Annotated in this window: 21 protein-coding genes and 1 pseudogene; 10 read left to right on the forward strand and 12 right to left on the reverse strand. The window is 61.8% G+C overall.

The features are described from left to right. Nucleotide 1 precedes the first annotated feature (1 nt). Nucleotides 2–835, reverse strand: a complete 834-nt coding sequence (locus GTF44_RS14885) for a GyrI-like domain-containing protein (RefSeq protein WP_171560412.1) — start codon at nucleotides 833–835, stop codon at nucleotides 2–4. A gap of 153 nt (nucleotides 836–988) precedes the next feature. On the opposite strand from GTF44_RS14885, the gene GTF44_RS14890 reads away from it, so the two are divergent. From GTF44_RS14890 to GTF44_RS14900, 3 genes are all read left to right on the forward strand, one after another. Beyond that, a complete protein-coding gene (locus GTF44_RS14890; RefSeq protein WP_171560409.1) occupies nucleotides 989–1,465 on the forward strand; it encodes a TrmO family methyltransferase in 477 nt (158 codons plus the stop codon). Between the two features lie 67 nt (nucleotides 1,466–1,532). Continuing rightward, nucleotides 1,533–2,492, forward strand: a complete 960-nt coding sequence (locus GTF44_RS14895; protein ID WP_171560406.1) for an acetyl-CoA carboxylase carboxyltransferase subunit alpha — start codon at nucleotides 1,533–1,535, stop codon at nucleotides 2,490–2,492. Beyond that, the gene (locus tag GTF44_RS14900) at nucleotides 2,489–3,028 is read left to right on the forward strand and encodes a CIA30 family protein (RefSeq protein ID WP_171560404.1); all 540 of its coding nucleotides are present in this window, start codon (nucleotides 2,489–2,491) and stop codon (nucleotides 3,026–3,028) included. The genes GTF44_RS14895 and GTF44_RS14900 overlap by 4 nt, the downstream gene beginning before the upstream one ends. Nucleotides 3,029–3,036: 8 nt before the next feature. Here the strand turns inward: GTF44_RS14900 and GTF44_RS14905 are convergent, their stop codons facing one another. The 4 genes from GTF44_RS14905 to GTF44_RS14920 are packed head-to-tail and all read right to left on the reverse strand — an operon-like array spanning nucleotide 3,037 to nucleotide 5,925. Next, nucleotides 3,037–3,639, reverse strand: coding sequence for a pyridoxamine 5'-phosphate oxidase family protein (locus GTF44_RS14905; protein WP_171560401.1), 603 nt, complete (start codon nucleotides 3,637–3,639; stop codon nucleotides 3,037–3,039). Further along, a complete protein-coding gene (locus GTF44_RS14910) occupies nucleotides 3,639–4,361 on the reverse strand; it encodes a 1-acyl-sn-glycerol-3-phosphate acyltransferase (protein ID WP_171560398.1) in 723 nt (240 codons plus the stop codon). Before GTF44_RS14910 ends, GTF44_RS14905 begins: the two co-directional genes overlap by 1 nt. Further along, on the reverse strand, nucleotides 4,358–5,251 hold the full coding sequence (locus GTF44_RS14915; RefSeq protein WP_171560395.1) for an ABC transporter permease: 894 nt from the start codon (nucleotides 5,249–5,251) through the stop codon (nucleotides 4,358–4,360). Before GTF44_RS14915 ends, GTF44_RS14910 begins: the two co-directional genes overlap by 4 nt. After that, the gene (locus GTF44_RS14920) at nucleotides 5,248–5,925 is read right to left on the reverse strand and encodes an ATP-binding cassette domain-containing protein (RefSeq protein WP_145214747.1); all 678 of its coding nucleotides are present in this window, start codon (nucleotides 5,923–5,925) and stop codon (nucleotides 5,248–5,250) included. Before GTF44_RS14920 ends, GTF44_RS14915 begins: the two co-directional genes overlap by 4 nt. A gap of 166 nt (nucleotides 5,926–6,091) precedes the next feature. On the opposite strand from GTF44_RS14920, the gene GTF44_RS14925 reads away from it, so the two are divergent. Continuing rightward, on the forward strand, nucleotides 6,092–6,976 hold the full coding sequence (locus GTF44_RS14925; RefSeq protein WP_171560393.1) for a zinc-ribbon domain-containing protein: 885 nt from the start codon (nucleotides 6,092–6,094) through the stop codon (nucleotides 6,974–6,976). 8 nt (nucleotides 6,977–6,984) lie between these two features. Here the strand turns inward: GTF44_RS14925 and GTF44_RS14930 are convergent, their stop codons facing one another. The 3 genes from GTF44_RS14930 to GTF44_RS14940 form a co-directional block, all read right to left on the reverse strand. Next, on the reverse strand, nucleotides 6,985–9,633 hold the full coding sequence (locus GTF44_RS14930; RefSeq protein WP_253261231.1) for a DUF4175 domain-containing protein: 2,649 nt from the start codon (nucleotides 9,631–9,633) through the stop codon (nucleotides 6,985–6,987). A 27-nt stretch (nucleotides 9,634–9,660) separates the two neighbouring features. After that, nucleotides 9,661–10,926 (reverse strand): diaminopimelate decarboxylase, encoded by a 1,266-nt coding sequence (lysA, locus tag GTF44_RS14935; protein WP_171560391.1) that lies wholly within the window; start codon nucleotides 10,924–10,926, stop codon nucleotides 9,661–9,663. A 62-nt stretch (nucleotides 10,927–10,988) separates the two neighbouring features. Beyond that, complete coding sequence (locus tag GTF44_RS14940) at nucleotides 10,989–11,306, reverse strand: DUF2834 domain-containing protein (RefSeq protein ID WP_171560388.1); 318 nt, start codon at nucleotides 11,304–11,306, stop codon at nucleotides 10,989–10,991. 191 nt (nucleotides 11,307–11,497) lie between these two features. Here GTF44_RS14940 and GTF44_RS14945 point away from each other — a divergent pair, with 191 nt between their 5' ends. The 3 genes from GTF44_RS14945 to GTF44_RS14955 all read left to right on the forward strand — a co-directional run bounded on the left by GTF44_RS14945 (nucleotide 11,498) and on the right by GTF44_RS14955 (nucleotide 15,774). Further along, nucleotides 11,498–13,150 (forward strand): electron transfer flavoprotein-ubiquinone oxidoreductase, encoded by a 1,653-nt coding sequence (locus GTF44_RS14945; protein WP_171560385.1) that lies wholly within the window; start codon nucleotides 11,498–11,500, stop codon nucleotides 13,148–13,150. A gap of 99 nt (nucleotides 13,151–13,249) precedes the next feature. After that, nucleotides 13,250–14,944 (forward strand): tetratricopeptide repeat protein, encoded by a 1,695-nt coding sequence (locus GTF44_RS14950; protein WP_171560382.1) that lies wholly within the window; start codon nucleotides 13,250–13,252, stop codon nucleotides 14,942–14,944. Next, nucleotides 14,941–15,774, forward strand: a complete 834-nt coding sequence (locus GTF44_RS14955) for a 4-(cytidine 5'-diphospho)-2-C-methyl-D-erythritol kinase (protein WP_171560379.1) — start codon at nucleotides 14,941–14,943, stop codon at nucleotides 15,772–15,774. Before GTF44_RS14950 ends, GTF44_RS14955 begins: the two co-directional genes overlap by 4 nt. A 38-nt stretch (nucleotides 15,775–15,812) precedes the next feature. On the opposite strand, the gene GTF44_RS22565 is transcribed toward GTF44_RS14955, so the two are convergent. The 3 genes and pseudogenes from GTF44_RS22565 to GTF44_RS14965 all read right to left on the reverse strand — a co-directional run bounded on the left by GTF44_RS22565 (nucleotide 15,813) and on the right by GTF44_RS14965 (nucleotide 17,834). Then, nucleotides 15,813–16,043: a DUF6544 family protein gene (locus GTF44_RS22565; protein WP_367383379.1), complete on the reverse strand. Its 231-nt coding sequence runs from the start codon at nucleotides 16,041–16,043 to the stop codon at nucleotides 15,813–15,815. A gap of 35 nt (nucleotides 16,044–16,078) precedes the next feature. Beyond that, nucleotides 16,079–16,672: pseudogene (locus tag GTF44_RS14960) on the reverse strand (DUF6544 family protein); the annotation flags it as partial. A gap of 160 nt (nucleotides 16,673–16,832) precedes the next feature. Then, nucleotides 16,833–17,834 carry a polyprenyl synthetase family protein gene (locus GTF44_RS14965; protein WP_171560373.1) on the reverse strand — a complete coding sequence of 334 codons (1,002 nt, stop codon included), beginning with the start codon at nucleotides 17,832–17,834 and terminating at the stop codon, nucleotides 16,833–16,835. 53 nt (nucleotides 17,835–17,887) lie between these two features. Between GTF44_RS14965 and GTF44_RS14970 the strand changes: the two genes are divergently transcribed. The 3 genes from GTF44_RS14970 (at nucleotide 17,888) to GTF44_RS14980 (ending at nucleotide 19,139) form a co-directional block, all read left to right on the forward strand. Then, nucleotides 17,888–18,103, forward strand: coding sequence for a DUF2007 domain-containing protein (locus GTF44_RS14970; protein ID WP_145214737.1), 216 nt, complete (start codon nucleotides 17,888–17,890; stop codon nucleotides 18,101–18,103). Nucleotide 18,104: 1 nt separating this feature from the next. Beyond that, the gene (locus GTF44_RS14975) at nucleotides 18,105–18,887 is read left to right on the forward strand and encodes a tRNA1(Val) (adenine(37)-N6)-methyltransferase (RefSeq protein WP_171560369.1); all 783 of its coding nucleotides are present in this window, start codon (nucleotides 18,105–18,107) and stop codon (nucleotides 18,885–18,887) included. A gap of 87 nt (nucleotides 18,888–18,974) precedes the next feature. Then, nucleotides 18,975–19,139: a YdcH family protein gene (locus GTF44_RS14980; protein WP_145214733.1), complete on the forward strand. Its 165-nt coding sequence runs from the start codon at nucleotides 18,975–18,977 to the stop codon at nucleotides 19,137–19,139. A gap of 40 nt (nucleotides 19,140–19,179) precedes the next feature. Here GTF44_RS14980 and gcvA read toward each other — a convergent pair whose 3' ends face one another. Continuing rightward, complete coding sequence (gcvA, locus tag GTF44_RS14985) at nucleotides 19,180–20,130, reverse strand: transcriptional regulator GcvA (protein WP_171560366.1); 951 nt, start codon at nucleotides 20,128–20,130, stop codon at nucleotides 19,180–19,182. Nucleotides 20,131–20,233 lie beyond the last annotated feature (103 nt).

Below are 20,233 nucleotides of genomic sequence, written 5' to 3' on the forward strand. Positions count from 1 at the left end.
CCTATTTCAGCGGCACACAAACATCGGTCAGAAGCTCGTCCGGCGCTGTGTCTTGCGGGTTGTTCAGATAGACTTCGATCGGCGGATGATCCCCAAGCTCTTCACCGGAGTTCGGCACCCAGACGCCATACATATGCTTATACGCCGCCGCGAGGCCGGAATACGGCCCTTTGTAGTGCATCACCGCATAGCGCCCCTGAGGCAGACGCACATCCTCAAGCGGGGCATCAATGGTCATTGCGTCGTCAACCACCACACCAGCCAAACTTCTGAGATCCTCAGCCGCAGTCGCCTCGGGGTCGTCATAATACACCCCGACCATACCGGTGATATGCGGCCAAAGGCTGCGAGAGGTCGCAAGCGCGGCCACACTCTCGAAGGCCTTGCCAATTTCGGCATAGGGTCCTTGGTGCGACACAGCGGCCAAACGGCGGGTCGGTTGGTTCATGATTTCAATGGGGTACACAGGATAGTCTCCTTGTCCAGCGTTCTGAAGAGGTGGCAACATTTCGCCACGGGTTCTGAACGCCCCAGGGGTCATGCCATGGGCCGCCTGAAAGGCCCGGCTGAAGCTGGGAAGACTGGGATACCCGACATCGGCGGCCACCTGTTTCAGCGGTCGGTCGCTCTGCACCAACCAGACCGCCGCCCGATGCAACCGCACCCGGCGCACGGCTTGGGCGCAGGTCTCGCCCGTCATTGCCCGAAACACCCGGTGCCAATGAAACCGACTCATCGCCGCCACATCGGCGAGCGTATCGAGCGACAAATCGCCCGCAGGGTGCTCATAGATATAGGCCAGTACCCTCAGCAGCCGATCTTCATAGCTTGCCATGTTGTGACAGCCTCCCGTTGCGTTCCGAGCCCTTATGCGTCGACCCCGGTTCGCAAATCTTGCGGTATTGCGGCGGCGATGGCGATGCCCGCTTGGCAAGCGGCATCAAAGACAGGCAGGAACCGGGTCTCACACAGCAGAGAGGAGCAGATTATGACGCTGAGAGATCGCAAAATCACCTATATTGGCACAGTTGAGCAGGGGGCAAGTGGCGCGGAATTGCGCGTCACAGAAGCCTATCGCGCGGGTTTGCGCGGCCTTGGTGCGTTCAGCCACGCTGTTATTCTTTGGTGGGCACATGAAACCGAGGCGGCCGCGCAACAGACATTGGTGCTGCCACGGCCCTACACCGGGAGCAGCGGGAATGTCGGTGTCTTCGCCACACGCTCCGAGGCTCGGATCAACCCGATCGGACTCTCGGTGATCGAAATCGCGGGTGTGGATGAAACGGCAGGCATCCTTCACACCTATTGGATCGACACATTGCTGGGCACGCCCCTTATCGATATCAAACCCTACTTCCCGGCTTCGGATCGGGTGGAGATGGCCGCAATGCCAGACTGGGCAGCGGGGTGGCCGCAGAGCCTGGAGGCATCGGCCGATTTCGACTGGGAGGCCGCCTTCAAATAGACCACGGCATTGCATACCCAAGCAGCCAGCGTCATATAACTGCCAGCAAAAGCGTAGGACGATCCACATGAACTACCTCGATTTTGAAAAACCCCTCGCCGAGATCGAAGGCAAGGCAGAAGAGTTGCGCGCCCTGGCGCGCCAGAACGAGGAGATGGATGTCGAGGAAGAGGCCAAAGCGCTCGACAAAAAGGCCGCCGATATGCTGGTGGAGCTTTATCGCGACTTGACGCCGTGGCGGAAATGCCAAGTGGCACGCCACCCTGACCGGCCCCATTGCCGCGACTATATCGACGCGCTTTTCACCGAATACACCCCGCTGGCAGGTGATCGGAATTTCGCTGATGATCATGCGGTGATGGGCGGGCTGGCGCGGTTCAACGACACACCCGTCGTGGTGATTGGCCATGAGAAGGGCCATGACACCAAGACCCGGATCGAGCGGAATTTCGGCATGGCGCGGCCCGAGGGCTATCGCAAAGCGGTCCGCTTGATGGAGATGGCGGATCGGTTTGGCCTGCCGGTCGTAACGCTGGTCGACACGCCCGGCGCCTATCCGGGCAAAGGCGCCGAAGAGCGCGGGCAATCGGAAGCCATCGCGCGGAGCACTGAGAAATGCCTGCAAATCAAGGTGCCGCTGATCTCGGTCATCATCGGCGAGGGTGGCTCTGGCGGGGCTGTGGCCTTTGCGACCGCCGATAAACTGGCCATGTTGGAACACTCGATCTATTCGGTGATCTCCCCCGAAGGTTGCGCATCGATCCTTTGGAAAGATGCCGAGAAGATGCGCGAAGCCGCCGAAGCCCTGCGGCTCACCGCGCAAGACCTCCAGCGCCTTGGCGTCGCCGATCACATCATCCGAGAACCCGCCGGCGGCGCACAGCGCGACCGGGACGCGACGATCACCGCCGTCGGTAAAGCGATCGAAAGCCTTTTGGCCGAGATGGACGGGCAGAACGGCAAAGCGCTCGTGAAAGCACGCCGGAAGAAATACCTGGATATGGGCTCGAAAGGGCTGGCCGCGTGATCACGCGCCGGGCCGTCCTCGGCGGTCTTGTCACGAGTTGCCTCGCCTCAATGGGGCAGGCTGGGTTGGAGCGCAATGCGATGACACCCGTTTCAGAGCTAGATTGGACCTATTTGGCCGACAATGTGATGGGCGGCGTCTCAGAGGGCCAAGCCCAGATCGAAGATGCGGCCATTCGCCTGACAGGCACCGTCTCAACAGCCAATCGCGGCGGCTTTATCCAGGTCCGTACAACGCTGCCGGATGGCCTACCGCCCGACACCGCAGCGCTACGCCTGCAGGTTCGCGGCAATGGGGCTCGGTACTTCCTCCACCTACGGACAACCCGCACGCGCCTGCCCTGGCAGTTTTATCAAGCCGGGTTCGAGGCCGGGCCGGATTGGTCGGATATCAGCCTGCCGCTTTCCGCGTTCACACCGCAAGGTCAGTTGCTGTCGAGAGACCTGAGACCAGAGGAGGTTCGCTCCATCGGGTTGGCGGCCTATGGGCAAGATTATGTCGCCGATGTCTCGCTGCGCGCTCTTGGCATCGGCTGAGCGCGCCGTCACCACATCCGCGTCTTGGCATATTCCGCATAGCCGCTATCGTAGCTCTCGGCATCGAAATCCGCCTTCATTTCTTTGACGAACTGACCCGCGCTTGGAATCCCCGCGCTATCATCACCGCGCGTCCAAAGGCCAGACCGCATGATCGCCTTGGCGCATTGGAAATAGATCTCCTCAGGCGTCACCACGATCACGGTTTTGGGCTGCTTTCCGCGTTGCTCAAATTGCCCTGTGACGGCTGTATCCGCAGTCAGCACGGCGCGCCCGTTCACCCGCACCACATTGTTGGACCCCGGCACCATGAACATCAGGCTCACCCGCCCGTCGCGAACGATGTTGCGTAAGCTGTCGATCCGATTGTTCCCGCGCCAATCCGGCAGGAGCAACGTCTTGTCGTCCGCGATCCGCACCACGGGGCCATCATCGCCTCGCGGGCTGGCATCGGTGCCTTCGGGGCCAACGGTGGTCAAGACGCAGAACCGCGAGGCCTCGATCCACTGCCGATAGAGCGGCGTCACACGCTTGGCGACTTTGGTCAGCGAGGCGGACACCGGCGCGTCATAGATCGCTTCCAGGGCGGCCATGTCATCAATCGTGTCCATCAGTCTCTCCGAAATCCGACCTCGTCCAGTAGCGCATTACTGGCCGTTTCCACTTCTGTCTCCAGCCGCGCCATGAATGCGTCTTTGCTCAACCCCGGCTCGATCCGGGGCAGAAACTCCACCACAGCCACGCCAGGTTTCCGGGTAATCCCATGTTTCGGCCAGAAAGCACCGACATTCGCCGCCACCGGCACGCAGGGCTGTTCCATTTGCTCATAAAGCGCACCGGTGCCGATCTTGTAAGGTCTGTAGTCCCCTGGCGCGACGCGGGTCCCCTGCGGGTAGATGATGAGTTGGCCGCCCTCTTGCTGGCCGCTCCGCACGTCTTCCAACATCTTCTTGATCGCCGCACCGCGTTTGCCCCGGTTCACCGGAACGCAACCGATGCGGAGCGCATATTGGCCCAAGATTGGTGCGAACATCAAAATCCGCTTCATGATGAATTTGCCGCGCGGCACTGCGTTATAGATCATCATGATGTCGAGAAACGACTGATGTTTCGCGGCGATCATCACCTCATCGGTCGGGATCTCGCCCCGCACCTCGACCTTGAGGCCAACCATCCAACCAAGCGTCCAAAACACCCACCGGCAATAGGCGTGACAGGCGGCATGGGCGCCTGCGGGGCTAAAGAGCGCCCAGGGCAAGTAGACGACCGCCAGCACCGGCATCGCCAAATACATCTGCCCGATAAAGATCAAAGATCGGAGCCATTGGATCATCTGAGCCCTCTTAAAGTCCGAAACGCGGCAATCCGGGTCGCCCAGAACGCCGTCACCGCCGCCAGGATCGGCACGGTGAGCGGCCAGAGCCAGTGCACACCGGCAAAACCAAGACCCGTAAGGAACGCTTCATCATCGCCAGCGCGCGGCAGGAGCGCCACCGCAACCATGCCCGCACCTGTCCCCACCGCAGCCCCCATCAGGGCGCGCAGTGTGAAGCGCCGCACGAAGGCCCTCGCGATGTAATTGTCCTTCGCCCCGACCAGGCGCATGACGGTGATCACACTCTGGTTCGCAGCCAGAGCCGAGCCCGCCGCCAGGGTGATCAACGCGGCGGTCGAGGCCAGGATCAGACCCATCGCCACCCAACCCAACATCCGCAACCGGTTCGCCGCCTCGACCAGCGGACGACGCCATCTTGTATGATCATCCAAAACCGCGCCTGGCGCTTCAGCCGCCAAACGTTGGCGCAAACCCTCCGCGTCATAGCCCGCTTCGGTCTCGATCACTTCAACCAAGCGCGGGATCGGCAGATCGGCCACCGGCAGATCGGGCCCAAACCAAGGCTCCAAAAGCGCGCGTTGTTCCTCATCGGTCAGGGCCCGCGCGCTATCCACGCCCGGCGTTTGTTCTAGAACTGTCAAAACGGCCCAGGTCTGCGCTTCCAATTCCGCGACAGGCGCGGAAATTCGGATCGTGGAACTGCGCGCCAGCGCGTCTGACCATCGATCCGCCAAGCGTCCCGCCGCGAGAGACAGCGCCATCGCGAAGACCGCCAAGAATGCCATCGCGCCAGCGGTGAACAGCGTCAACCGGGCGGAGTACCCCGAAGGCGGCACCACACGGTCCGCTTGGCTATCGCCCTGCAGCAGAGCCAGCACACGGTTCATAAATCCGCCCCCGCCAATTGCAGACGCCCATCGCCGATCCGCAGAACACGCGCGGAGACCTGCGCTTTGGCCGCCCGGATCAGCGATAGATCATGCGTCGCGATCAGCACGGTTTTGCCCATCTTGTTAAGCTCGACCAAAAGCGTCAGCAGTCGCAGCGACATCTCCCAATCCACATTGCCCGTGGGCTCGTCGGCCAGGATGACATCCGGATCCATGATCACGGCGCGGGCCAGCGCCGCGCGTTGCCGTTCCCCGCCCGAGAGCTCCGGCGGCAACGCATCGGCGCGCGCCCGCAGCCCGACCCAACCGATCAGCTCTTCCAGATTGGCCGCTTCTTCGCCGGTCTGCCGGTTTGAGACGGTCAGCGGCAGGGCGATATTCTCCGATACCGGCAGATGGTCGAGAAACTGGCAATCTTGATGCACCACGCCAATCCGCTGCCGCGCCAAGGCGATCTCATCGCGGGCCATGGTCTTGGCCTCTTGCTCAAACAGCTTCACCGACCCGCCCGTGGGCAGCAACTCCGCATAGCACAGCTTGAGAAAGGTGGTCTTGCCCGCGCCTGATGGGCCGGTCAAGAAATGGAACGATCCCGGCGCCAGACGCAAGCTGATCTCAGACAGAAGAGGCTCGGCCCCATAGCCGTATGCCGCATCCTCCAATTCGATCACGATCCCTGCCCCCTGCAACCTCGCTCCCCCCTCATGCCCCAGGCGAGGCAAGGTTGCAATTGGCACAGATATACAATCACTTGGAAACAGTGCCGTAGATTGATAGATATTGTGATAGATAACGATAAGGGCAGTGGCGCGAAGGCGTGGCGGAAACGGGGTAGTGATGCGGCTGACATGTCCCAATTGCAGCGCTCGATACGAAGTCGATGACGAGATGATCCCCCCGGAAGGGCGGGATGTTCAATGCTCGAATTGCTCCACGACCTGGTTTCAGCCAGGCGCGCGGTCGGCAATTGATGACGAGGTTGAGGCGAACGCCGAGGCCGAAACCGAGGTCCAAGCGGCTCAGTTCGACACCGAAGGTTCCGAGTCGACGCAAGAAGCCGACCCAACGGAGACTTCCGCCACAGAGCCCGAAGACGCAGACAACGCCGCTTTAGATGACGGGCCGGCGCGCCGCGATCTAGACCCGGCGGTCCGGAACTTGCTGCGCGAAGAGGCCGAGCGCGAGACGCGCTTGCGCCGGGAAGAGGCCGAAATCGTCGAGACCCAAGACGAAATGGCGCTGGACAGCGCGCCGCCGACGTCGACGCCACCGGAAGCCGACACACCGCCACAGCGGCAATTGCCAGAAGCGGATGAGAATTTCGATGAAGAGATCCTGGATGAGCTGATCAGCGGGGGGCAGGCCGCCGGACCACGCCGCGATCTACTGCCTGATATCGAAGAGATCAATTCGACCCTGCGCGCGACCTCGGATCGGAACGCGAACGAGCAGGAAGCCAGCGACGTGGAGACCGTTGACGGGGCGCCGCGACGCCGCCGCGGGGCGCGGCTTGGCTTTGCCCTCGTCCTGTTCATCACCGCGGCCCTCGTGGCCATTTACTCCAATGCCGTTCAAATCGCCGAACGGGTCCCGCAGGCTAGCCCGGCGCTTCAAGCCTATGTCACGCAAGTGAACGCCGCCCGTCTGTGGCTCGATGACTTGGCGCAAGGTGTGTTGCAAGACGATGAATCCGCCAGCGGCGACACGCCGCCGAGCGAATAGCTCCAACCTCAGAACTGGTCCAACAGCCGACGCAGGTATTCGAGCTCGATCTCGGGACGCTCCTGCTCTGCGGAGCGACGACGGATCTCGTCCAAAAGCTCACGCGCCCGGCGGAACGCCTCTTCGCGTTGCTCAAACCCTTCCTCCGACCCAAAGGCACCCGAGTTGCCCGCCTGACGGCCCAGTGGGTCCTGCAAGGGCCGATCCGGTTGCATGGTGCCATCGGCCTGCCCCTGCCCCGGCTCCTGCGCGCCTTCCTCTTGTGCCAAGGCGCGGCCCAATTCGCTCATCCCATCGCGAAGCGCTTCCATCGCCTCTGATTGGCTGTCCAGCGCATCGGCCAAATCACCGCGCCCCAGCGCATCGGCCGCCTCATCCATGGCCCGCTCAGCATCTTCCAGGGCGCGCTGTGCCGCCTCGCCGCCCTCAGTGCCCTCGCCGGGCAGGTTGAAGGCCTGTTCCTCCAACTGACGGCGCAAATCCTCTTGGCGCTCGGCCAGACTGCGGCCGTCATTCTCGCCGCCCTGGCCTTGGCCCTGCTGCAGGCCATCTTGGGGCGGCTGGCCGCTTTGTGAGCCGCCTTGCCCATCTTGGGTTTGATCGCTCGGCTGGCCTTGTTGCTGGCCTTCCTGGCCGGGCTGCACCGGTTGGCTCTGCTGGCCCTGCCCTTGTTGGCTCTGCTGACCGGGCTGGCCCTGCTGCGGGTTTGGACGGCCTGGGTTGAACTGCTCCTGCAACTCCCGGAAGCTGTCATCGCTGAGGTCTTGTTGATCGCGCAGCGTGTCTTGCAGATCCTGCATCGTTTGCTCGCCCGGGGTCCGCGGCCCGTCGCCGCCTTCCCCTTGGGTGATCTGCATGTTTTCCATCATCTGGCGCAGCGCATCGAGCATTTCCTGCGCCTCGGCCATCCGGCCCTGCTGCATCAGCTCTTCGATCCGGCGCAGCATCTCGTCGAGATCGGCCATGGACATCTCCATGGTCTCTCCCGATTGATCCGGCTGATCCTCGCCTGGCTGCGCGTTTTCGGCGAGCTGCTGCATATAGTCGTCCATCGCCTGGCGCAGCTCATCCATCAATTGCGCGATTTCCTCATCGCTCGCGCCCTGACGCATCGCCTCCGAGAGTCGATCCTGCGCCCGGCGGAGCCGTTCCAGTGCATCGGCCAAATCGCCCTCTTCAAGCTGGATCGCCGCATTCCAGAGAATCTCCGCCACCTGATCCCGGGTCTCAACTGATAGGCTATCTACCCCGCTTTCCAACCGGCGGATCGCGGTGCGGACCATCAGATACGCCCCGTCATCGTCAAACACACCTTCGGGCCGGTGGCTGACAGCACGCAGGATTTGCGCCGCGCGCGCCGCATTCTCGCGTGACCAAAGAATATCACGACGTTGTTCGATGAGTGCGTTGGCCAGCGGGTCAAAGAACCGGCGGCCCGGCAGGCGCGCAATCGCCTCGCGGATCGTCCCAATCTGACCAGCGTCATCCACCACCGTCAGCGTCACGGTGACCGGCAGATTGGCAAACGGGTGCTGCGACAGATCCTCGACCAGCAATTCCGAGAACTCCGACCGAGAGCCGGAAAACGGCATCGGTAGGTCGAGCACCAGCGCCTCGCGCGGCTCTGGCTCCACAGCCAGGCCAAAGCGCCGGTCCGCCGCCTCGGCATCCAGCATCAACCGGGCTTGCCCCGAGATTACCGCGTAGTCATCGGTCGCCGTGTAGGTGAACTGCATCTGCCCCGGTGGAACGCCGGTCATATCTCCATCCATGACAACAGCAGGCGGCTGATCCATCAGCATGGAAATCTGCCAACTGCGCCCGTTTGGCCCCTCAATGGCGACCTCGCCGGAGCGCTCCAGCACCAAGTCTTGCGCCGGTGCGGTGGCATCTGTATCGGACTCGACTGCGGCCGCCATCACACTCTGGCGGAGGCTTAGCGCACCCGCTTCGCCATAGAACCGTACGGTGATGCGCGACCCCGCCGGGGCTTCAAACGCGGCTTGGGTGATATCGTTGAGATAGAGCGAGGGCAGCCCGGTATAGAGCGGCGGCTCGACCCAACCTTCCCAGCTTGGGCCGCTGATCGTGGCCTCGCCCGTGCCGATCACCACATCGCCCATATCGCCGACCCGCCAGACGGACCCGAAGAGCAGCGCCATGGCAAAGGCGACCCCCGCCACATAGCGCAGCGCATAAGGGTCTCGGTCTGAGAGGCGCAAATCCGGCTCGGGCGCGCGGGCGGCGGCCACTTTCTCGGCCATCCGCGCCACATGCGCGGCCCAGACCGATTGCGAGGCTGGGTCATCCGCTCCCACGGCAGGCGTGTCGATCAAGGCAGTGATTGGGCGACCTGGCAGCGTCCGGTCGAGCCTGTCCAACGCCTCCGCCGGCGTCGGCATCTCAAAAATACGGATACCTTTGACTGCAAACCAAATCAGAGCGGCCATGGTGAGACCCAAGGCAACCCACAATAACTCAAGCGGCAACGCATCCGCCGCGCCAAAAGCAAACAGCGCGACCGCCAGCAACACAATCGTCCAAACCGGCCAAAACGCCCGCACAACCCGCTCGGCAACCATACCCAGACGGGTCAGGCGCAGCGGCCAGATCAGACGCCTCAACGCGGCGTCATTGGAAGGGGTTTGATCCGTCATGATCCCTTTCGGGGCGGTTTCATGGCATCATAGCCACTCCGGAACGATATCGCGATTAATGATCTCGTCAAATGTCGGTCTTGGGCGGATTACGGCAAATTGATCATCTTTCACCAGGACCTCAGGGATCAAAGGCCGCGTGTTATACTCGCTCGACATCACCGCACCATAGGCACCGGCCGAGCGGAACGCGACCAGATCGCCCGCCCGCAGCGGCGGCATATCGCGCTCTTTGGTGAAGGTATCACCGCTTTCGCAGACCGGGCCGACAATATCATAGCGGGCTTGCTCGACACCCGGCGCGGGTTCCATCACCGGAACAATATCGTGATACGCCTCATACATCGCCGGGCGGATCAGATCATTCATCGCGGCGTCGAGGATCAGAAAATCCCGCCCCTCGCCGTGCTTTACATAGATCACGCCCGAGACCATCAGCCCCGCATTGCCCGAGATCAGGCGACCCGGCTCAATCTCCACCTCAACATCCAGATCGCCCACCGTTCGCTTGATCAGCGCACCGTATTCTGTGGGCAGCGGCGGAGCCTCGTTCGAGCGGGTATAAGGGATGCCCAAACCACCACCGAGGTCCAAGCGCTTGATCTCATGCCCATCGGCGCGGAGCTGATGGGTCAACTCTGCTACCTTCAGATAGGCGGCCTCAAACGGTGCCAGATCGGTCAACTGGCTGCCGATATGCACGTCGATCCCCACGACTTCGAGCCCGGGCAGCGCCGCCGCCATGGCATAAACCTCGCGCGCCCGCGCGATCGGGATGCCGAATTTGTTCTCGGATTTGCCGGTGGCGATTTTGGCATGGGTCTTGGCGTCCACATCCGGGTTCACCCGAATGGTGACGGGCACTGTTTTGCCCATCGCGCTCGCCACCTGGCTCAAAAGCGTCATCTCCGGCTCTGATTCCAGATTGACCTGTCGGATGCCGCCGGCCAGCGCCAATTCCATCTCGTCCCGCGTCTTGCCGACGCCCGAGAACACGATCCGCTCGCCCGGCACACCGGCGGCCTTGGCGCGCAGATACTCCCCGCCGGAGACCACATCCATGCCTGCGCCCAAATCACCAAGTGTCTTGATCACCGCCTGATTGCTGTTGGACTTCATCGCGTAACAGACCATATTCGGCAGCCCATCCAGCGCATCTTTGAAAAGCCGGTAATGCCGGGTCAGCGTCGCGGTGGAGTAGACATAGAACGGCGTGCCAACCGCTGCCGCGATCTCGGGCAGGGGCACGTCTTCGGCATGCAGAATGCCGTCGCGATACAGGAAATGATCCATCTTGGGCCTTTAAATCATATCTCGGGCGCAGGTAGCAGCTTGCGCCGCAGATGCAAAGCGCCTCATCCGCGCGGCCTGGAGCGCAGATAGAGATAAAGCGGCAAGCCGCAACTCACCCCGATGCAATAGATCGTCGGCACAGCCAGAAGGGAAAGGTAATCCCGGCGCGTGATCGCCTCAGCCAAAATCCAAATCGTCAGCGCCACCGCAGCAATCGTCAGGTCCCAAACCAGCCCCGAGGTCGCCGCGTTCACATGCCAGGCATCGACCATTGCCATGATCGACCAGGAATTCTCCTGAAACCACGTCACGAAGTAATACATCGGCACGACGGTCCCAAGGATCGCGAGGCCGAGATAGGTGAGGCGCAGAATGGACATTTTGGTCGCTCCGATAAGGCCAGATTTCCTGTTGAGATAGTCCAGTCAAACAGCGTCTCAACCGCTTAAAAAACAAGCTGTGATGCGGCGTCACGATTGACCCAAGCCCCCCTGTCGCGCTACGCCTTCGCGGACGCAGAAATTAGCGACCTCGGGCCGGGGGAGGCCGGGGTCAGCCAAGGGGGACCCATATGGCCGAGATAGACCGCGAGTCGATGGAATATGATGTGGTGATCGTGGGGGCGGGCCCGTCGGGGCTTTCCGCTGCGATCCGTCTGAAACAGCTCGACGCCGATCTGAATGTGGTGGTGCTGGAAAAGGGCTCCGAAGTTGGTGCGCATATCCTCTCTGGTGCGGTGCTCGACCCCGCTGGCCTGGATGCGCTGATCCCCGATTGGAAAGACAAAGGCGCGCCCATCACCGTGCCGGTCCGGCAGGACAATTTCTACATGCTCGGCGAAGGCGGCGGGGTACGGCTGCCGAATATCATGATGCCGCGGCTGATGAACAATCATGGCAATTACATCGTCTCCATGGGCAATGTCTGCCGCTGGATGGCCGAACAGGCCGAGGAATTGGGCGTTGAGATTTTTCCCGGCATGGCCTGTTCTGAGCTGGTCTATGGCGACAATGGTGAAGTGAAAGGTGTAGTCGCGGGGGAGTTCGGCAAGAACCCCGATGGCACACCGTCTGACGCCTATGAGCCAGGCATGGAACTGCATGGCAAATACGTGTTCCTCAGCGAAGGTGTGCGTGGGTCGCTCACCAAAGAGGTGATGGAGAAATACAATCTCTCAGAGGGTCGAGGGCCGCAGAAGTTCGGCCTGGGCATGAAAGAGATTTGGGAGATCGACCCGGACAAGCATCGCGAAGGCACAGTGACCCACACGATGGGCTGGCCCCTTGGCAAGAATGCCGGCGGCGGCTCCTTCATCTATCATCTTGAGAATAATCAGGTTTATGTCGGGTTTGTGGTCCATCTGAACTACGAAAACCCCTATCTCTACCCCTATATGGAGTTCCAGCGCTTCAAGCATCATCCGATGGTGGCGGAGCTTCTGAAGGGCGGCAAACGGGTCGCCTATGGCGCGCGCGCGATCTCGGAAGGCGGCTGGCAGTCGATGCCCAAGGCCTGCTTCCCCGGTGGTGCCATCCTTGGCTGCGGTGTGGGCCTGGTGAACGTGCCCCGGATCAAGGGCAACCACAACGCAATGCTCTCAGGCAAAGCGGCGGCAGAAGCGGCCTATGAGGCGATCCAAGCGGGCCGCGCCAGTGATGAACTCGAAACCTATGAAAGCGAGCTGCGGTCTGGCCCGATTGCCAAAGACCTCAAGCGCGTCCGCAATGTGAAGCCGCTCTGGTCGCGCTATGGGCTGATGGGTGGGCTGATGCTCGGCGGCATGGACATGTGGACCGCGAACATCACCGGGCTGACCCTCTTCGGCACGATGAAACATCACAAAAACGATGCCGAACACACCGGCAAGGCGAAGGATTTCGAGCCGATCGACTATCCGAAACCCGACGGGGTGTTGAGCTTCGACCGGCTGACCAATGTCAGCTTCTCGATGACCAATCACGAGGAAAGCCAACCGGCGCATCTGACGCTGAAAGACGCCAGCATTCCGATCTCGGTCAACCTGCCGGAATATGCCGAACCGGCGCAGCGCTATTGCCCGGCAGGCGTCTATGAGGTGGTGGAAGAAGACGGCCAAGAGCCGCGCTTTGTAATCAACTTCCAAAACTGCGTGCACTGCAAGACCTGCGACATCAAAGACCCGTTGCAGAACATCCACTGGACAGTGCCGCAGGGGGGCGACGGGCCAAACTACCCCAATATGTGATCACTTCCGCATCAGGCGGGCGCTGGTCGCCCGCCGACGCATTGCCTATCCCCGGTCGGGCACCTAGTCTCAGACCCAATTGTGAACCGGAGAACGCGCATGCGCCTTGCCGCCCTGACTTTTGTTGCCCTTCTGGGTCTTGGTCTGATCCTGCCCAACCCGTCGGCGGCGCAAAACCAGATGGGGCTTGCTGGCTCCTATCTCGCAGCGCGCCAGGCGGTGATTGATGGCGATCACCGCGAAGCCGCGCTCTATTTCGAGCGCGCCATGCAACGCGATCCGGATAACACCGGGCTGATCGGCAACGCGCTCTTGGCCCGGGCCGCCCTTGGCCAGTGGAATCGTGCCCTAGAAGTCGCGGCGCGCCTGCCCGCCGATCAAGACGGGCGTGAATTGGCGCAGATGGTGGAGCAAGTCGCACGCATCCGCGACGGCGACCTGGCGGGCGCCCTGGCGGCGATTGCGGCGGAAGAGGCCGTGGGGCCGCTGATCGATGGGCTGACCTCTGCGTGGCTGCATCTGGGCGAAGGCGATATGAGCCGGGCCGTGGCCGAGTTCGAAGAGATCGCCAGCGATGGCGCTTTGGCCCAGATCGCCCAGTACCACCTCGCCCTGGCGCGCGCCGTTGTCGGCGACTTCGAAGGGGCGGATGCGATCCTTTCTGGCGAGACCTACGGCCCACTGCAGGTCACCTCGCGCGGCGTGCGGGCGCATGCGCAAGTCCTTGTCCAGTTGGACCGCCAGGCGGACGCGTTGGAGCTTCTCGATCTCGCCATTGGCTCCGTCCCTGACCCGGTTCTTCTGGCGCTGCGCGACGCGATCGCCGCCGATCCAACCCGGCCCTATGATTTTCTGATCAGTGCCCAACAAGGTGTGGCCGAGGTGTTCTACACCCTTGCGCAGGGCCTTGGCAGTGATAGCGGCCCAACCCTGCCGCTGATCTATGCCCGGGCTGCGCATGTCATCGACCCCACGCATGGTGACGCACTCCTTTTGGCGGCGGAACTGCTGATCGCGGATGATCAACCACATCTCGCGGCAGATACCTATGCGGAACTCCCTGCCGATCAGCCTGCCTTCATCACCGGTCAGATGGGCCGTGCCGAAGCCCTCTTCGAAATGGACCGACAAGAGGATGCGGTTGCGGTTCTGCAAGCTCTGGCCACCGATCATCCAGACCAAACCTCGGTCCATGCCCGGCTTGGCGACATGCTGCGCCGGATGGAACGCTTCGGTGAGGCCATCGTTGCCTATGATGCCGCGATGGCTCAGATCGACCGGGAACAGCCCCGCCACTGGCTGCTGTTTTACACCCGCGCCATTTCCCTGGAACGCGAAGGCCGTTGGGAGGAGGCCGAAGCCGATTTCCGGCATGCGCTGGAACTGAATCCTGACCAGCCGCAAGTTTTGAACTATCTCGGCTATTCCTTGGTCGAACAGCGCCGGAACTTGGACGAGGCCCTGGACATGATCGAACGCGCCGTCGCCGCGGAGCCGCGCTCAGGCTATATCGTCGACAGCTTGGGATGGGTCCTCTACCGCCTTGAACGCTTCGATGAAGCAGTGGCGCCGATGGAGCGCGCGGTGGAGCTTCTGCCAAACGATCCGATCATCAATGACCATCTCGGCGATGTCTATTACATGGTCGGCCGGTTCCGCGAAGCCGAATTCCAATGGCATCGGGCGCTTTCCTTTGAACCCGAAGAGGAAGACGCCGTGCGCATACGCCTCAAGCTTGAGATCGGCTTGACCCGGGTTTTGGAGCAAGAGGCCGCCCAAGGCGAAACCCAGTGACATCGACCAGCGCGTTTGCGCCTGCGAAAATCAACCTTGCGCTGCATGTCACCGGGCGACGCGATGACGGCTATCACCTGCTCGACTCGCTGGTGGTCTTTGCGGATATCGGAGATCGGCTGCATTTCGATCTCGCCGATAGCGTGACCCTGAAAGTCATGGGCCCCCGCGCGGCTGGTGTGCCCGAAGGGCCGGACAACCTTGTGCTGCAAGCCGCTCGACTGTTTGGGCCGGACCTTGGGGCTGACATCGTGTTGGAGAAACATCTCCCAAATGCTGCGGGGATCGGCGGCGGGTCGGCAGATGCCGCCGCAACGCTTCTGGGTCTGGCCGCCCTCTGGGATCGCCCCTTGCCGAAAATGTCCGACATCGTCTCGCTTGGTGCGGATCTGCCGGTGTGTCTTGCCGGATGCCCGACTCGCATGGGTGGCATCGGTGACGAGTTGGAGGGCGTCCCACCGCTCCCCAGGCTCTGGCTTGTCCTGGTGAACCCTGGCGTCGCTGTGCCCACAGGGTCAGTTTTCCGCAGGTTGAAGACGGTTAACAACCCTGGCTTGTCCGATCCGAACTGGCATGATTTTCCAAGCTTTATCAGATGGCTCTGCGGCCAGCGCAACGATCTCGAAAGCCCGGCCCTAGCGTTGGCACCCGAGATCGGGACCGTTTTGGACAGGCTCAATGCCCGCCCCGGCTGCGCCCTCGCCCGGATGAGCGGATCAGGCGCCACGTGTTTCGGTCTTTTCGAAACGGAACCCGCCGCGCGTGAGGCCACCCATGCTATCGGCGCGGCCTATCCCGGCTGGTGGGTGCGCGCGGCCCCCGTCCTTTAGAACGCGCTGGTCGCGTCTGGAGAAAATCCACACGCCCGCTATCTCAACATCTCAAAAGACGTGATGCGCCCCCGAAAATACGGCGCATAGATTCCGTCATCGACATAACCGACTTCCCCGGCGCGCGGCACACTGCGCCCGCCGATCTCGCCATATTCCGAGAACACACCGCGCCACGCCCGAAGGACCGTTTGACCACTCGATACATCCGGGCGGCCCTCGGCGAAGACCTCCACAATGTCGCCCGCATCATCGAAACGAAACTGCACAACAGCCGGGGGGGGGACAGCGGCAAAGCGGCCTCAACCGTATTGGCGTCAATCGCCCGCCAGATGATGGATCGGTTCGACAAGATCGCATCCGGCGCCCAGGGGAGCTCGACCAGATACCGCATCGCCTCGCCGATATCGGCCTCCGGCCCATCGAACCGCGCCACCCTGATCGCCCCAAGCAGCCGCACTTCCAATAGACCTGCGCCATCGGTAAATCGGTCGATCACCCGCACCAAAGGAAGGGGCCAGCCCGCGCCGTCTGCCACCCAGACGAAGCCTGGTTCGGCGATGGCGATATGCTGTCGGGCGGTCATGGTTGACCAGTTTTCGCCCTGCAGCATCCGGGCCTCCTGCGTCAGGCGAACGGCGCGCGGCATACCACCCTGCCCGGCCAAACTCCGTTCCGCAAAACGCCGCATGAGCTCGGGGATTTCTTCCGGATCACGCGCCTCGGGCGTTAGGGCCGCACGGATCATCGCCTCCTGCCGCGCCACCTCTGCCGTGAAGCCCCGCGCCAAGATCAGCACAGCAAAGATGACGGTCGCCAAGAGGACAAAACAGATGATGATCGAGATCTTCATTGGAACCCTTCCGCCAAATGCAATGACACCCTGCCCTCCGCGCATCTGAGTGTCCTTAATCTATCGCAACGCCGCGATAGGCCGCCTAACCCGCCTGCAGAATCGTCGCAGATGACACTGAAATGGCACCTTCATCGCGGACACTCGAACAAACAGCGGAAAGGCATGTTAACTAATTGATAAAAATGAAAAAGCGGCGCAGGCCCTAGCTCACTCGCGCAACCACATAATCTGCCAAGTCGGCCAGCATGTCGCGCAACGGGTGGTCCGGCATCTCTGCCATCGCCTCTTTCGCCAAACCGGCATAGCGCAACGCCTCATCGCGGGTTTCTTCCAACACGCCATGGCGCTGCAGCAACGTCATCGCCTGCTCCAGATCGCCCTCTTCCTGGCGGCCTTTCTCGATCGTCCGGGTCCAGAAAGCCCGCTCGGTCTCATCCCCCCGCGCAACCGCGCGGATCACCGGCAAGGTGAGCTTTCGTTCGCGGAAATCATCGCCAACATTCTTGCCCATTGCGCCCGATGCCCCACCCCAATCAAGCAAATCATCGACAATCTGAAAGCTCATCCCCAACGCATCGCCATAGGTGGCCAGCGCCCGCACCTGCGCCTCTGGTGCACCGGAAATCACGCCACCAACCTCGGTCGCAGCCTCGAACAGAGCCGCCGTCTTCCCCCGGATCACCTGGGTATAAATCTCTTCGGTCGTGGCCAAGCTCTGCGCCGCCGTCATCTGCAAGACCTCGCCCTCAGCGATCACCGCCGCCGCATTGGACAGGATGTTGAGCACGGTGAGCGACTCGGTCTCCACCATCAATTGAAACGCCCGCGCAAAGAGGTAGTCGCCCACCAAGACGCTGCTTTTGTTGTCCCAAAGTAGGTTCGCCGTCGGTCGCCCGCGCCGCTGGCCGCTTTCGTCAACCACATCATCATGGAGCAGGGTCGCGGTATGGATGAACTCAACGGTCGCCGCCAATTTTTGATGCGCATCGCCGTCATAGCCACACATCCGCGCCGCCGCCAAAGTCATCATCGGGCGAATGCGTTTGCCGCCCGCCTCGACCAGATGCGCCGTGACTTCGGGGATACGCGGCGCATGGTCCGAAGCCATGCGCGCCCGGATCAACCCGTTCACCGCATCAAGATCATCCGCCAGATAGCTGCGCAACCGATCATGCGGCTTGGTGCTGGCTTCATCTAGGCTCATGGTCGATCATCCCCTCTCTCGACAAGCGCCACATGCATGCCTAAATGCCGATTATGCAAGAAATTCTGCGCAGCAATGACCCAACGATCATCGCCTTCGCCTCGGCGCTCCTATCTGGCGAGGATATAGAGGTGTTCGAGATGGACGTCCATATGAGCGTGCTCGAAGGCTCCATCGGCATTCTACCGCGCCGTTTGATGGTTCGGCGCGAAGATGCATTCACCGCCCGCGCCGTGTTGCGCGACAACGACATTCACGTGACGGATTGAGATGTTTGCCGAGGCAAACCTGACGCGCGACGCGTTTTTGGGCGAGCGGGTGCAGGCCTGGCAACCCAAATCCGGCTATCGCGCGGCGACCGACCCGGTGTTTTTGGCCGCTGCATGTGGCGCACAAGCTGGCGCGCGCGTGTTGGAGCTTGGATGTGGCGCGGGCGTGGCCAGCCTCTGTCTTGCCGCGCGGATGCCGGGCCTCCACCTCATCGGTGTCGAACGACAAGCGGATTACGCCGAGTTGGCCCGTCGAAACGCTGGCGATGCCGGGTTAGAAATGCAAGTGATCACGGCGGATCTGACCGCGCTGCCGCGCGCTCTTCGACAAGAAAGCTTCGACCATATCATCGCCAATCCCCCCTACTACGCCACAGGCGGCGGGACAGCCGCCGCCGACCAGGGGCGGGAGGCCGCGCTTCGCGAAGACACACCGCTTGCAGATTGGACGGACATCGCGGCGCGACGTCTGGCGCCCAAAGGCTGGCTCACCATGATCCAAGCGGCAGACCGCCTGCCCGACGTCCTCACCGCATTGGCCCCCAATTTCGGCACGACCCATGTGCTGCCCCTGGCGTCACGCTTTGGTCGACCCGCCCGCCGCGTCCTGCTCAAAGCGCAGAAATCTGGGCGCGGACCCTTTACCTTGCTGGCCCCAATGATCCTGCATGAGGGCGAAACGCATGAACGGGATGGCGATGACTATGCGCCAATCGCCAAGGCGATTCTGCGGGATGCGGCAGCGGTGGATTGGAGTTATCCACCGAAATCCCACCCGATTTGACGTATCCTATCGAAACTGCTGCGTGACACGACTCAAAACCTATGCTCCCATAGTCATCCAAATGTCATATTGAGAGGAGGACGACGGATGTCGCTAGGCGCCCATCTTCAGGAACTGCGGAAAAAGCATGAAAACCTCTCTGAACGAGTGGAAGAAGCGCAGCGCAGTCCCGGTGTGGACGAACTTGCTATTCGAGACCTCAAAAAGCAGAAACTGCGCCTAAAAGAAGAAATCAGCCGCCTCGACGGCTAAGCCGCGCAGACCTTCACGGGGCGTCAGCGAAAGCCCCGTTTCAATCGGCCACATCCGCCGCGGGGACGAACACCCGTCCCTCGCGGTAGGCATGGAGCGATTGTGCCTCAGCCTCTAACCAAGCTAGAAACGCTGCCACGTGGGGCCGCGTTTCCGCACCTTTGGGACAGACGAAGCGGTAATGCGCCTCGGTGGTCAGGGCGAGGGGAAACGGCATGACCAGCCGCCCCTCCATCAGATCCCTTTCCGTCAAAGACACCCGCCCCAACACAACGCCGCCGCCCGCCGCCGCGGCATCGATGGCATGATCCGCCTGATTGAAGCTCGCGGATATCTCCGGGGCCGTATCCAAGCCCGCCGCACGGAACCACGCGGGCCAGTCCAACGGCGGCTTCAAAAACCGCGTGTCCTCCTGATCCAGGAGGGGGGCGCGGGTTAAGCTGGCGAGGTCCGGATATCGCTCCGCCAAAGCGGGATGCATCATCGGCGTCACCCAGTCATTGATGATCGGCTTGGAGAAAAGCGCCGCACTCTCGCGGCCCCCCATGCCAAACCGGATCGCGACATCCACATCATCCCGGTCAAAATCCAAAATGCGAAACGTCGCGGCAAATCTCAATTCGATCTCTGGATACGCCTGCGCAAAATGAAACAATCGCGGTGCCAGCCATTTCGCCGTAAAGGCCGGGCCCGCCGTGACCGTTAACGTATTGCTCTCAAGCGCCCGAGTCACATTGCGCCAAGCATTGCGAAGCGTGTCGAAGCCGGGCTCCGTCCCGACCGCTAAAGTCTTCCCTGCCTCCGTCAGCTCGACAGCGCGATTGAGCCGCCGGAAGAGCGGTGCGCCCAAATGGTCTTCGAGGGATTTGATCTGAAAGCTCAACGCCGCAGGTGTGACATGGAGCTCATCCGCCGCTTTCGCAAAGCTCATATGGCGTGCGGCGGCGTCAAAGGCGCGGAGGGCGGTCAGTGGGGGCAGGCGATCAGGCATGCTCAGTTAAATACAGCTTAACTGAACCAAGGGAAAGTCTCGTTTGTGTGTTTTCATTCTAGGGCGCATGTTGAGGACAGTTCAGAGACACTTGCCCTCAGGA

Origin of the sequence: Roseobacter sp. HKCCD6576-2, from assembly GCF_013179285.1 — a bacterium.
Classification (GTDB): domain Bacteria; phylum Pseudomonadota; class Alphaproteobacteria; order Rhodobacterales; family Rhodobacteraceae; genus Rhodophyticola; species Rhodophyticola oceani.

What these genes read in the sequence shown, in the direction of transcription:
- GTF44_RS14905 (WP_171560401.1), bottom strand. Translation starts at nt 3,639, where the DNA reads ATGGACACGATTGATGACATGGCCGCCCTGGAAGCGATCTATGACGCG.
- GTF44_RS14970 (WP_145214737.1), top strand. Translation starts at nt 17,888, where the DNA reads ATGCAAGAAATTCTGCGCAGCAATGACCCAACGATCATCGCCTTCGCC.
- GTF44_RS14975 (WP_171560369.1), top strand. Translation starts at nt 18,105, where the DNA reads ATGTTTGCCGAGGCAAACCTGACGCGCGACGCGTTTTTGGGCGAGCGG.
- GTF44_RS14980 (WP_145214733.1), top strand. Translation starts at nt 18,975, where the DNA reads ATGTCGCTAGGCGCCCATCTTCAGGAACTGCGGAAAAAGCATGAAAAC.
- GTF44_RS14945 (WP_171560385.1), top strand. Translation starts at nt 11,498, where the DNA reads ATGGCCGAGATAGACCGCGAGTCGATGGAATATGATGTGGTGATCGTG.
- GTF44_RS14895 (WP_171560406.1), top strand. Translation starts at nt 1,533, where the DNA reads ATGAACTACCTCGATTTTGAAAAACCCCTCGCCGAGATCGAAGGCAAG.
- GTF44_RS14885 (WP_171560412.1), bottom strand. Translation starts at nt 835, where the DNA reads ATGGCAAGCTATGAAGATCGGCTGCTGAGGGTACTGGCCTATATCTAT.
- lysA (WP_171560391.1), bottom strand. Translation starts at nt 10,926, where the DNA reads ATGGATCATTTCCTGTATCGCGACGGCATTCTGCATGCCGAAGACGTG.
- GTF44_RS14890 (WP_171560409.1), top strand. Translation starts at nt 989, where the DNA reads ATGACGCTGAGAGATCGCAAAATCACCTATATTGGCACAGTTGAGCAG.
- GTF44_RS14940 (WP_171560388.1), bottom strand. Translation starts at nt 11,306, where the DNA reads ATGTCCATTCTGCGCCTCACCTATCTCGGCCTCGCGATCCTTGGGACC.
- GTF44_RS14950 (WP_171560382.1), top strand. Translation starts at nt 13,250, where the DNA reads ATGCGCCTTGCCGCCCTGACTTTTGTTGCCCTTCTGGGTCTTGGTCTG.
- GTF44_RS14965 (WP_171560373.1), bottom strand. Translation starts at nt 17,834, where the DNA reads ATGAGCCTAGATGAAGCCAGCACCAAGCCGCATGATCGGTTGCGCAGC.
- GTF44_RS14930 (WP_253261231.1), bottom strand. Translation starts at nt 9,633, where the DNA reads ATGACGGATCAAACCCCTTCCAATGACGCCGCGTTGAGGCGTCTGATC.
- gcvA (WP_171560366.1), bottom strand. Translation starts at nt 20,130, where the DNA reads ATGCCTGATCGCCTGCCCCCACTGACCGCCCTCCGCGCCTTTGACGCC.
- GTF44_RS14925 (WP_171560393.1), top strand. Translation starts at nt 6,092, where the DNA reads ATGCGGCTGACATGTCCCAATTGCAGCGCTCGATACGAAGTCGATGAC.
- GTF44_RS14910 (WP_171560398.1), bottom strand. Translation starts at nt 4,361, where the DNA reads ATGATCCAATGGCTCCGATCTTTGATCTTTATCGGGCAGATGTATTTG.
- GTF44_RS14915 (WP_171560395.1), bottom strand. Translation starts at nt 5,251, where the DNA reads ATGAACCGTGTGCTGGCTCTGCTGCAGGGCGATAGCCAAGCGGACCGT.